Source organism: Paenibacillus sp. FSL H3-0333 (assembly GCF_038002805.1).
GTDB lineage: Bacteria > Bacillota > Bacilli > Paenibacillales > Paenibacillaceae > Paenibacillus_AQ > Paenibacillus_AQ silagei.
On sequence record NZ_JBBODG010000001.1, the window covers coordinates 2,032,772 to 2,044,752 of the forward strand.

The following is an 11,981-nucleotide window of genomic DNA, read 5'->3' on the forward strand; positions in this document are numbered from 1 at the left end:
CGGCTGAACATTGTTTACATGAAGGGAAGCCTCCGGAATCTCTGCCGGGGCTTCTTTTTGCCGAGAATTTATAGGCTCCACACGATCCTGAAATAGTAGTTGGATATTCTCCACTTGCTGATGAACGATAGAGCCCTGCTACAATAGGAGTTGGAAAAACAGCACTTAAATCCACCCGTTTCCCCCACAGTTGCTATAACCAACAATATTAGATGCTGTTTTTCCAATTACTTCAGTCTATCCCTCAGAAACGGGAGAATTAAGACACCTTTTTCCACTTGCTTGTTGATCTTGCTGATATGATATAATTATTAGATCAGTGTGTGGAGATATTAGTCTGCTTGACCGGCTAAAAATATATGTCTCAGGATACGTCTACCCTCTGAAATACTGTGTCAATGGAGATGACGTACATGCACGGAGAGACAAGACTGCCTAGAAACGCCAAGGAAGGTATTTTATTTTTACTCATTATTTCGATCCTATCGGTCAACACCATTGCGCCTGTGATTGTGGGACTGGAACTCGGGTTCAGCAAGGAAGTATATCTGGATACCCTGAAGGTCATTCCCTTCATGTGGATAATCGTCGTTCTGCTGGTGAAGCTGGTTGCCGGACCTCTGGTTGGCATCGTAATGCCGAGATTCATAGGACGCACCGATGGATTTAATGCCAGGGTTCTATTGAATATTGTACTGAATGTCACCGTATTATCCATACTGCTGTCTGTGATCGGGCCCTGGGTCGGCATGAGACGGATAAGCCTGGAGCCCATTAAGAACTTCCTTCACATCTGGCCGAGGAACTTCGGTGTAGCCTTCTGGATTGAACTGCTAGTGGCGCAGCCGATAGCCCGATTTGGTATGAAGCTTCTTCATGCCAGACAGGACCGCAAATCTGAAGGGTTCCAGGTATAGGGTATAACCGGACAGCCTGCTCTGCAAGACCATAATTCTGAAGGACGTCCGCAGGACGTTCTTTCTTTGTATGCAGACGGGCTTCCTCTGAATCCGGCAAACGGGATAGTCCTCTGAAGTTCAGCGAATACTAAAGGGCGACTATGCCAATAACGCCAATTGCGGACACGGGTTGTTGGTGTTTTCATGCGGCTTTTGTTAGAATGAATGCATATGACACTACTTATGAACCATGGGAGGTGCGAAAGCGATGATACAAAATAAATCCAAAGGTCGTCGTTTTCCTTTATTACCGCTTAGAGGTCTTCTTGTATATCCCAGTATGGTTCTGCATCTGGATGTAGGCCGTGAGAAGTCCGTCCGGGCACTAGAGAAAGCTATGGTTGAAGATAATCTTATTCTCCTCTGCTCCCAATCGGAAGTTAATATTGAGGAGCCGGGGCAAGAGGATATATTCCGCGTGGGTACGGTGGCGAATGTGCGGCAGATGCTGAAGCTTCCCAATGGTACGATCCGTGTGCTGGTGGAAGGCGTAGAGCGGGCTGAGATCATTCATTATACGGACAACGAGGAGTACTACGAGGTGATGGCGCGTGAGCTGCCGGAGCAGGAGGATGTGGACCAGGAGAGCGATGCCCTGATGCGCAGCGTACTGAGCCAGTTTGAACACTACATCACTTTATCCAAAAAAGTAACTCCAGAGACACTTGCTGCGGTCTCCGATATCGAGGAGCCTGGGCGGCTGGCGGATGTCATCACCAGTCATCTGGCGCTGAAGATCAAGGACAAACAGGAGATCCTGGAGACCATTGACGTCAGCAAACGTCTGGAGAAGCTGCTCGATATTCTCAATAATGAGCGCGAAGTGCTGGAGCTGGAACGCAAGATCAGCCAGCGTGTGAAGAAGCAGATGGAGAAGACACAGAAGGAATATTACCTGCGCGAGCAGATGAAAGCGATCCAGAAGGAGCTTGGCGAGAAGGAAGGCCGGGCCGGTGAAGCCGATGAGCTGCGCACCCAGATGGAAGAGAAGAATCTGCCGGAACGGGTGCAGGAGAAGATCCTGAAGGAGATCGACCGTCTGGAGAAAATGCCGGCAAGCTCGGCCGAAGGCAGCGTCATCCGCAACTATGTGGATTGGCTGCTCGGTCTCCCCTGGAGTGAAGCCACGGAAGATGATCTGGATATCCGCAAGGCGGAAGAGGTGCTGGACGCAGACCACTACGGTCTGGAGAAGCCGAAGGAACGGGTACTGGAATACCTGGCCGTGCAGAAGCTGGTCAAGGGTCTGAAGGGGCCGATTCTGTGTCTGGTAGGTCCTCCGGGCGTCGGCAAAACCTCGCTCGCCCGCTCCATCGCCCGCTCCCTGAACCGCAAGTTCGTCCGCATCTCGCTGGGCGGCGTGCGGGATGAAGCCGAGATCCGGGGTCACCGCCGCACGTATGTCGGCGCAATGCCGGGCCGGATCATCCAGGGGATGAAGACGGCAGGCAGCATCAACCCGGTCTTCCTGCTGGATGAGATCGACAAGATGGCAGCGGATTTCCGCGGCGATCCGTCGGCGGCCCTGCTGGAGGTGCTGGACCCGGAACAGAACAATACGTTCAGCGATCACTTCGTAGAGCTGCCGTTCGACCTGTCGAACGTCATGTTCGTCACTACGGCGAATGCCGTGCATAACATTCCGCGTCCGCTGCTGGACCGGATGGAGATGCTGTTCATTCCCGGCTATACGGAGCTGGAGAAGCTGCAGATTGCCAGCCGTTATCTGCTGCCGAAGCAGCGCAAGAGCCATGGCCTTGCGGAAGAGCAGCTGTCCATCGGAGACGATACGCTGCTGAAGATTGTCCGCGAGTACACCCGCGAATCCGGGGTGCGGAATCTGGAGCAGCAAATTGCTGCCCTCTGCCGCAAGGCGGCGAAGCAGATCGTCTCGGAAGAGAAGGAGCGCGTCAGCATTCTTCCGGAGGAGATCAAGGATTATTTGGGAGCCTCCAAGTTCCGTTATGGAATGGCTGAGCTGGAGGATCAGATCGGTACCGTTACCGGGCTGGCCTGGACAGAGGTTGGCGGCGATACGCTGCTGATTGAAGTCACAGTGGTTCAGGGCACCGGGAAGCTGACGCTGACCGGACAGCTTGGCGATGTAATGAAGGAGTCGGCGCAGGCCGCCTTCAGCTATACCCGCTCGAAGGCGGAGGAGCTGGGGCTTGCCCCTGATTTTCACGAGAAGAACGATATTCACATCCATATTCCCGAAGGTGCGATTCCCAAGGACGGCCCGTCCGCAGGGATTACAATCGCCACGGCGCTGATCTCCGCGCTCACCAAGCGTTATGTCTCCAAGCATGTGGCCATGACCGGCGAGATCACGCTGCGCGGCCGCGTATTGCCGATCGGAGGCCTGAAGGAGAAGTCCCTGGCCGCCCACCGTGCAGGCTACAAGAAGATTCTTATGCCGAAGGACAATGAACGCGACCTCAAGGATATTCCTGAGAGTGTCCGTAATGATGTCGAGTTCGTGCCGGTATCCCATATGGACCAGGTGCTGAAGCACGCGCTCGTAGATCATGCAGAAGACGTTAACACCGGCTCAGACTCAGATACAGATACAGATACAGAAATAAGCATTGAAGCGCCCAGTAGTGTGCATTAGAAAGGAAGTCTTATGAAAGTTAACAACGCCGAATTTATTATCAGTGCCGTAGGCCCTGACCAATACCCTGTGGATGCCTTGCCGGAGATTGCTCTGGCAGGGCGCTCCAATGTAGGGAAGTCCTCTCTGATCAACCGCATGATTAACCGCAAGAATCTGGCCCGCACCAGTTCTACGCCGGGCAAGACGCAGCATATGAACTATTATCTTGTGAATGAGAGCATGTATTTCGTTGACTTCCCGGGCTATGGCTATGCCAAGGTCTCGAAGACACAGCGCGCCTCCTGGGGCAAAATGGTCGAGAAGTACATGGCGGAGCGCGAGACGCTGAAGATGGTCCTGCTTGTCGTGGATCTGCGCCATCCGCCGACAGCCAATGACAAGATGATGTTTGACTGGCTGAAGCACTACGATCTGCCGCTCTGCGTAGTGGCTACCAAAGCGGACAAAATTCCGAAGACCCGCTGGCCGAAGCATATCAAGGTAATGAAGCAGGAGCTCGGTGTGCTGCCGGGAGACAGCTTCATTGCGTATTCATCAGAGATTGGACTTGGCAAAGACGAATTATGGGAACTTATAGATAGACATACTCTACCCACCGAAGAAGGGCTTCCGGCAGAACCGGATGATCAGGATTCCGGGGATGAACCGCAGCACGAAGCGCCTTCCGAGACTTAAGGGTTTGTCATTAAGAATTGAGGGATGTTTATGGCTCAGCGTCTGGCAATGGAATATGTGAATGCAACGATGCAAATGACCGAATTTCAGCTGAACCAGTTTCTGCTGACCGCGGATACCAGCTATATCAGTCACCGTGTGAAGGTACTAGGCGCGGGCGAACAGGAGATTGTGCTGGAGGAGGCCGGAGGCGAGGAGGTCCATCTGTCTTTTGAACGCAAAGGCGGCATCTATATGGGTTCCTTGTCCTGCAGGGTGGTGAATCCTCATCTGATTAATGCAGTCCGCAAACTATTCTTCATGTATAAGGGCTCGGGGACCGTAAACCGGATTTATAAGGATCTTACAATGATGTACTACTATGAAGGCGGCTCGGTGCGCCGGATCTCGGAAGTGAGGCCGGGCGGCACCAAGCTGATCTATCAGCATAAATATTCAGTGGCAGAGATGCTGGCTGTCTACAAGCGTCAGGACGTAGAATGTGAGATTGAGCAGCTCCGGCAAGAGATTGATAGACTGCTCGATATGCGCAACCGTAGTCAGCAAGAGGCAGTAATTAAGGAAGTCGATGAGAGACTTGCAGAGGCGGCCGGCCGGCTATTCCGACTGGAAGCATAAATGATATTGTTTTAAAATTTGGCAATCATTTCCTAGTGAAATGGTTGTATTTTTTTGCGAAAACTATACATATCCTCTACGAAAGGACCGATAAACAACATATGATAGATATCCATAGCCACATTCTACCCTTCATGGATGACGGAGCCGCTGATTACGACGCCGCTCTCGCCATGGCGCTTGACGCCCATAACGATGGTATTACAACTGTAGTGGCTACCCCCCACCATGCGAACGGAGTCTATATGAATCCGGCCCCGGAGATTGAAGCGGCGGTGCGGGTGCTGAATGCGAAGCTGAAGGAGGCAGGCAATCCGCTGGTCGTGCTGCCGGGGCAGGAGATCCGGATCTACGGAGAGCTGCTCGATGATCTGGAGCGCGGACAACTGCTGACGCTTGCCGGTTCCCGGTATATTTTGCTGGAGATGCCCTCTTCGCGGGTGCCCCGCACGATGGAAGAGACCTGCCATGAGCTGGTCATCCAGGGCATGGTGCCGGTTATCGCCCACCCGGAGCGTAATGCGGAGGTTGCTGCCGATCCGTCCAAGCTGCTGCGTTTAATAGAGCTTGGTGCTATGGGACAGGTTACCGCACAGAGTATGGCCGGCGTCTTCGGGAGTAAGCTGCAGAAGCTGTCGCTCGAATTATGCCGCCAGCATGCCGTGCATATTATTGCATCAGATGCGCATGATTCTGTGCATCGTCCCTTTGGATTAAGCGAAGCTTATGGAGTGGTGCAGCGGGAATTAGGAGAAGATTCAGTCGACTTTTTTCAGCAAAATGCGCGCGATATCCTTGCAAATAAAGAGATTATTCGAGTTAATTCTATTCAATCTAACAGCAAACTTCATAGATTGTTCGGATTTTTTTCTCGTAAAGGGTGACCTTCTGTGTCATTAATGGTAGAATGGGTATTACTGGATTCTTGCACTATTATTAATACAAATACATACCAAGAGGTGGATGACAAGTGACTTTGAAGAAAAAATTAGCAGTATCTACACTAGCAGTAAGCATGGCAGCGGCATCCGTTGCCGGATTCCCGTTCAGCAGCAAGGGGCTGGCTGAACATTTTGGAGTGAGTACAGCTTCCGCAGCAGCGGCAACTAATGCAGAGGTGAAGGCGAAGGTTGAGAAGATTTATGCTCAGCTTACAGAGACTGAGAGACAGGCACTTCTTGCTTATGAACAGGAAGCAGGCAATATCAGCGCTGAAGTTTTCGAACAGATTTTCCAACCAGTACTTTCCAAGCTTGCCTTAGAAGCTGATGATCTTGCAACTGCCCATAAGGCTTTCACAAGTGTATCCAGTGTAGTCTACGATGTGTATGACAAGGATTACACTGCAATTAAGGATATCCGTTACAATGTGGATAACGTGGCCCTGTTGAAGAAGATTGCGGACAAGGCTGGCGTAAAGAATCTTACAGCTGACGATTTCACTAAATTCCTGTTCAGCATTGAAGCTGAACTTGGCGCAATGATCAGCAGTAAGTCCACAACTGATTTGTTGAACCTGATCGCTAATGCTTCCAGCACTGATGATGCTCTGAATACATTGCTAGATGAAGCCATTACCAAGGTTCTGAATCACCACACAGTTGAAGGTGGCTTGACCGTAAGCCAGGTAGTGTACAACCTTAACATTACTCCTGGAGATATTAAGCTCAGTCTGAAGAACCTGAAGGATACCATCCCAACAGCTAAGCCAGCAGTGAAGGCTCTTGCGTTAGCTTATGTGAGAGCTTACCTTAACGATGGCGGAACTACTGAGCCTGGAACCCCTGGCGGCAACAATGGCGGAAACGGCGGCGGTGGCGGCACAGTAACTGCTCCGGTTACGAACCCTACAGCTACACCAGGTCTGTACGATGTATCTAAGCTGGTAACGGTTGTAGGCGATAAAGCAACCCTGAAGCTTGTAGATGCTGACGTACTGAAAGCCTTTGATGCACTGGTTGCTGCCAATGCTGGTAAGACAGGTCTTACCCTTACCCTGGACCTGGGTACAGTAAATGCGGCAACGGTAGAAGTGCCATTGTCCAAAGCAATTATCGAAGCAGCCAAGGCGAAAGGCATTGCCAACATCGCCATTACCTTCAACGGCTTGACCGTAACGATTCCGGTAGGACAGTTCAGTGAAGCTATTGCACTGACCACTTCCACTGTAGCAGATACAACCGTAACTTCCTTGTCCAGCATGAAGCTGGCATCCAGCGTATATGACTTCGAACTGACTGTGGGCGGTGTGGTTACAACCACTTTCAAGGAGCCAATCATCATCAAGCTGCCGCTTAAGAATACAGAAGGCCTTGACCGTGAACTGCTGTCCGTTGCGAAGGTAGTCTACGAAGAACTGCAATACCAGGGTGGTGTTGTAGACGGCGAACATATCATTGAACCGCGTCCTGTCTTCTCTTCCTATGCTGTACTGGAGAACAAAGTCAGCTTCAAGGATATTGCCAGTGTACAAGCCTGGGCTGGAAGACAGATTTCAGTCGTAGCAGCCAAGGGCGCTATTGAAGGCGTAGGCAACGGCAACTTTGCTCCGAAGAACAATGTAACCCGTGCAGAATTCGCCAAGATGCTGATCCGCGCACTGAACCTGGAGAACAACTCCGCGAAGCAGAGCTTCGGCGATGTAAGCTCCACTGCCTGGTATGCTCCTTACGTAGCTGTTGCTGCTGAGAAGGGAATCATTACTGGACGCAGTGCAGCCCAGTTCGATCCTAATGCAACGATTACCCGTGCTGAGATGGCAACGATGATTGCCCGTGCCGTGAAGTCGCAGAAGCCAGATGCTGCAACTAGTGTCAGCTCCCTGAGCCAGTTCTCCGATGCAGGCAAGATCGCTGCTTCCCTGAAAGACGGAGTAGCCTTCGCTGCCAGCAATAACCTGGTTATCGGTAACGCCGGCAAGTTTAATCCCAACAACACAGCTACACGTGCTGAAGCTGCAGTGATTATCTACCGTACGATCAACTTCAAGTAAGTAAATAGTATTGTGGAGAGCCTCCTCTCGTCGTTTAGAGAGGAGGCACTTTTTTAGGATATAGGGTATAAGAATTTACAGCTTGGAGGGAAATGCACTTGTCAGCACAAGAATTGGATTTGCGCGATTATTTCCAGATTGTCAGGAAGAGACTGTGGATGATTATCAGCATTGTTATCGTGGCTTGTGTTCTTGCCGGGATCTACAGCTTATATATCAAGAATCCGGTCTATGAAGCTTCAACGAAGATCATTGTTAATCAGACGCCTACCCAAGCTACGGCAGCACAGCTGGATCTGAATCAGATCAATACCAACATTCAGCTGATCAATACGTACAAGGAAATTATCAAGACTCCGGCGATCCTCGATGTTGTGGCTAAGAACTACCCGCAGTTCGGGATTACGGCAGAGGAAATGCTGAAGAAGGTTAACGTGAGTTCTGTAAATAATACGCAGGTGATGACACTTGTCGTTCGAGATAATTCATACGAGAGAGCCGCAGAGATCGTGAATGCCATATCACTTGTATTTAAGCAGGAGATTCCGTCCTTGTTCAACGTACAGAATGTGTCCATCCTCAACGAAGCCAAGCTTAATCCGCCAGTTGCACCCGGACCGGTAGAGCCGAATGTGGTCATGAACCTCGCCATTGCTTTTATCGTATCCCTGATGATTGGTCTGGGGATCGCCTTCCTGCTGGAGTATCTCGATGATACGCTGAAGACAGAAGACGACATTAAGAAATACCTGGGACTTCCGACTATAGCTATGATTACCCGGCTGGGGCAGGAAGAGACCAAAACCACCGGGCAGCAGGTTCAGACACAGAGCAGAAAGGCGGGGGAACTTGAGCATGTCACAGCAGCCAAATAAACAACGTCATCTGATCACCGTGACCAACCCGCGTTCGCCGGTATCCGAAGCCTTTCGGGCACTGCGCACGAATATAGATTTCTCCTCTGTAGATGAACAGATCCAGATTATTATGGTCACTTCTTCCGGACCGGAGGAAGGGAAATCAACCGTTACTGCTAACCTGGCCGCTGCGTACGCGCAAGCGGATAAGAAGGTGCTGCTGATCGACGGTGACTTGCGTAAGCCTACAGCGCATAAGACTTTTACACTGAGTAACCGGTATGGGTTGTCCTCCTTGCTCTCGCAGCAAGCGAATCTGTCCGATGTGATTCAGGAATCCGGTGTGAACAACCTGTATCTGATGACATCCGGCCCGATTCCTCCGAATCCTGCGGAGATGATGGCCTCCAACCGGATGAGTGCAGTGCTGCAGGAGCTGCGTCAGTTATATGATGTGATTCTGATTGATACTCCGCCGCTATTGGCCGTTACAGATGCACAGATTGTTGCCTCCAAGAGTGATGGCGTAATCATGGTGGTCAGCTACGGTAAGGTGAAGCGCGATATTGCAGCTAAGGCGAAGGCCAATCTGGACCGGGTCGGGGCCAAGATGCTGGGCGTGGTCCTCAACAATGTGAAGCGCAAGGCCAGCGAAGGCTACTACTATTACTACTACGGCAATTGAATTGTTTAATAGATAAAATGTTATTTTTGGAGGCACTGAAAATGACAGCGAAAACCAGAGTGTTGGTATTATTCATGATCGATGTTGCGATCATATGGTTCAGCATCGTGACGTCCTACCTGTTCCGGTTCTATAATGAGATTCCGCCGGAATATGTGGTACAGATGATCGTGTTCGGCGTAATCTCCACGGTGGCCATCGGGGGAAGCCTGGTCTATTTCGGACTCTACCGCAGAATGTGGCAATATGCCAGCATTAACGAGATTATCTCGGTCCTCAAAGCTATTGTAGTAGGATCAGTATTATCATATGCTGCTGCTTATATCATCCTGCCCGAGCGCGTGCCATTCAGCATAGAAGTCCGGTCGATGGAGACGGTTCTGCTGCTGGTGGGGGGCGTGCGTTTCTTCTGGAGAGTCTTCCGCAGTGACCGGAGCAATAATAAGAATACGGAGCTTCATACGCTTATTGTCGGGGCCGGAGATTGCGGAATCCTGATTGCCAAAGAACTGACGGGACCTTCCTTCGCGGGCACCCGGCTGGTTGGATTCATTGATGACAGCGCAGATAAATATCACCTGTCCATTCTGGGTGTACCTGTACTGGGTAACCGTTATGATATTCCGCGGATTGTGAAGGAGAAGGAGATTCACGAGATTATTATCGCGATGCCATCGGTCTCCAGAACCCAAATATCCGAGATTATTAATCTGGCCAAGGCTACAGGCGCGAAGCTGAAGATTATTCCGGCACTGAATGACCTGATCGCCGGCAAGATCTCTGTCAAGAAGCTCCGCGATGTCAGCGTAGAGGATCTTCTGGGCCGTGAGCCGATTGTTGCAGACATGAACAGTATTCTGGGCTATGTTCATAACAAGACCGTACTGGTTACGGGCGCAGGCGGTTCGATCGGATCAGAGCTATGCCGCCAGATCGCTCCTTTTGCACCGGACAAGCTGTTGATTCTAGGACACGGCGAGAACAGTATCTATACGATTGAGATGGAGCTGCGCAAGAGCTTCCCTTACCTGGAGATCGTGACCGTAATTGCTGATATTCAGGACCGCACCCGGTTAATGGATGTATTCCAGAGCTACAAGCCGCAGGTGGTCTTTCATGCAGCAGCACATAAGCACGTTCCTCTGATGGAGCGCAACCCTTCCGAAGCCATCAAGAATAATGTCTTCGGGACTCGCAATGTAGCCGACTGTGCGGACATGTATGGTGCAGAGCGCTTCGTGATGATCTCTTCCGACAAGGCCGTGAACCCGACCAGCGTCATGGGGGCTACGAAGCGGATTGCCGAGATGTATGTACAGAGTCTTAATGTAACAAGTCCTACCAAGTTCTCTGCGGTACGATTCGGTAACGTACTAGGCAGCCGGGGCAGCGTCATTCCCGCCTTCAAGCAGCAGATTGCAGCAGGTGGGCCTGTCACCGTAACGCATCCCGAGATGGTCCGGTACTTCATGACTATTCCCGAGGCGGTTCAACTGGTGATCCAGTCCGGTTCCTTCGCGAATGGCGGAGAAGTCTTTGTTCTGGATATGGGTGAACCGGTTAAGATCCTGACGCTTGCGGAGGACCTCATAACACTGTCCGGTTACGAGCCTTACAAGGACATCGACATCACCTTCTCAGGCATCCGTGAAGGCGAGAAGCTATATGAAGAACTGCTGACCGATGAGGAGAACCTGGGTTCCACTCAGCATGACCGGATTTTCATCGGCAGACCTAATGTCTTCACCCGGAGTCAAATGGAGCTTGAATTCAAACGATTGGAACGGGTTATCACCGAAGATGCAGAAGCCATCCGCGAAGTGATTAACCAGATCGTACCGATGCAGCCAGTCATCCAGGCAGCCATTAGCTAATTAGAGATGTGGAGGTACCTGAAGTGAAAAGATGGAAAAAAGTATTGATCTGGACGCTGTCGGTCATCGTGGTGTTAGGGGTTGGCGGGCTATTCGCGGCCAATTATGCTGTCGACAAGCTGATGAACTCCATGGCAGGCGGCTTCGATGTGGAAGCTGGTAATACGCCCAGTGTCCCTCAAGGACAAGTGATTGAGCCTGTGGTAGCAGATAGTGATCCGTCTGCGGAGCCAGCAGCTTCCGCTGATCCGGCTTCAAGCTCTACACCAGATAGTACGCCTGCAACCAGCGGGACCGGAGATCAGACTGCTAGTGGTAAGGACAAGCCTGCCAATACAGATAAGCCTGCAAGCACTCCGGCTCCAACACCTGCGGGTGTGGATGGACTAGCCCATATTTCAACGGATAAGGCCAAGGAAGTTCAAGAGAACGTAACGATCACAGATAAAGCGAATGTGGCAGGCATCGTAGCCAAGCAGCTCAGTGTATCAGATATTAAGAGATTGCAAGAGTTAGCCCAAGGCGGACTAACCAATGAAGAGAAGCGGGAAGCCCGCAGTATTATCCTCGGCAAGGTCACGGAAGAGCAGTATAACGAATTAGCTCAGATTGCCAAGAAGTACGGCGTTAGCCAAGGCAAGACCCGGGATCAGATCCTGGCTGAAGAAGAAAAGCTTAAAGCCCAAGAAAAAGGAAGTGAATAG

10 protein-coding genes are annotated in these 11,981 nt (G+C 51.1%); all 10 read left to right on the plus strand.

The features are described 5' to 3' along the window. Positions 1-413 precede the first annotated feature (413 nt). The 10 genes from MHH78_RS09105 (at position 414) to MHH78_RS09150 (ending at position 11,981) form a co-directional block, all read left to right on the plus strand. Entirely contained in the window at positions 414-917 is a 504-nt protein-coding gene (locus tag MHH78_RS09105) for a hypothetical protein (RefSeq protein WP_076079377.1), read from the plus strand. Between the two features lie 250 nt (positions 918-1,167). Next, positions 1,168-3,573, plus strand: coding sequence for an endopeptidase La (lon, locus tag MHH78_RS09110; RefSeq protein WP_341167196.1), 2,406 nt, complete (start codon positions 1,168-1,170; stop codon positions 3,571-3,573). A gap of 12 nt (positions 3,574-3,585) precedes the next feature. Then, positions 3,586-4,251, plus strand: coding sequence for a ribosome biogenesis GTP-binding protein YihA/YsxC (gene yihA, locus MHH78_RS09115; protein WP_341167197.1), 666 nt, complete (start codon positions 3,586-3,588; stop codon positions 4,249-4,251). A gap of 30 nt (positions 4,252-4,281) precedes the next feature. Then, complete coding sequence (locus tag MHH78_RS09120) at positions 4,282-4,869, plus strand: non-ribosomal peptide synthetase module (RefSeq protein ID WP_341167198.1); 588 nt, start codon at positions 4,282-4,284, stop codon at positions 4,867-4,869. Between the two features lie 101 nt (positions 4,870-4,970). Next, a complete protein-coding gene (locus MHH78_RS09125; RefSeq protein ID WP_341167199.1) occupies positions 4,971-5,753 on the plus strand; it encodes a tyrosine-protein phosphatase in 783 nt (260 codons plus the stop codon). Positions 5,754-5,839: 86 nt separating this feature from the next. Then, on the plus strand, positions 5,840-7,861 hold the full coding sequence (locus MHH78_RS09130; RefSeq protein WP_341167200.1) for an S-layer homology domain-containing protein: 2,022 nt from the start codon (positions 5,840-5,842) through the stop codon (positions 7,859-7,861). A gap of 92 nt (positions 7,862-7,953) precedes the next feature. Continuing rightward, positions 7,954-8,736 (plus strand): YveK family protein, encoded by a 783-nt coding sequence (locus MHH78_RS09135; protein WP_341167201.1) that lies wholly within the window; start codon positions 7,954-7,956, stop codon positions 8,734-8,736. Continuing rightward, positions 8,717-9,403 carry a CpsD/CapB family tyrosine-protein kinase gene (locus MHH78_RS09140; RefSeq protein WP_209876903.1) on the plus strand — a complete coding sequence of 229 codons (687 nt, stop codon included), beginning with the start codon at positions 8,717-8,719 and terminating at the stop codon, positions 9,401-9,403. Before MHH78_RS09135 ends, MHH78_RS09140 begins: the two co-directional genes overlap by 20 nt. A 41-nt stretch (positions 9,404-9,444) precedes the next feature. Next, the gene (locus tag MHH78_RS09145; RefSeq protein ID WP_341167202.1) at positions 9,445-11,277 is read left to right on the plus strand and encodes a polysaccharide biosynthesis protein; all 1,833 of its coding nucleotides are present in this window, start codon (positions 9,445-9,447) and stop codon (positions 11,275-11,277) included. Positions 11,278-11,300: 23 nt separating this feature from the next. Further along, on the plus strand, positions 11,301-11,981 hold the full coding sequence (locus tag MHH78_RS09150) for a hypothetical protein (protein WP_341167203.1): 681 nt from the start codon (positions 11,301-11,303) through the stop codon (positions 11,979-11,981).

Excerpts from the sequence above, each read along its gene's own strand:
- MHH78_RS09105 (WP_076079377.1), top strand. The coding sequence starts at position 414 with ATGCACGGAGAGACAAGACTGCCTAGAAACGCCAAGGAAGGTATTTTA.
- lon (WP_341167196.1), top strand. The coding sequence starts at position 1,168 with ATGATACAAAATAAATCCAAAGGTCGTCGTTTTCCTTTATTACCGCTT.
- yihA (WP_341167197.1), top strand. The coding sequence starts at position 3,586 with ATGAAAGTTAACAACGCCGAATTTATTATCAGTGCCGTAGGCCCTGAC.
- MHH78_RS09120 (WP_341167198.1), top strand. The coding sequence starts at position 4,282 with ATGGCTCAGCGTCTGGCAATGGAATATGTGAATGCAACGATGCAAATG.
- MHH78_RS09125 (WP_341167199.1), top strand. The coding sequence starts at position 4,971 with ATGATAGATATCCATAGCCACATTCTACCCTTCATGGATGACGGAGCC.
- MHH78_RS09135 (WP_341167201.1), top strand. The coding sequence starts at position 7,954 with ATGCACTTGTCAGCACAAGAATTGGATTTGCGCGATTATTTCCAGATT.
- MHH78_RS09140 (WP_209876903.1), top strand. The coding sequence starts at position 8,717 with ATGTCACAGCAGCCAAATAAACAACGTCATCTGATCACCGTGACCAAC.
- MHH78_RS09145 (WP_341167202.1), top strand. The coding sequence starts at position 9,445 with ATGACAGCGAAAACCAGAGTGTTGGTATTATTCATGATCGATGTTGCG.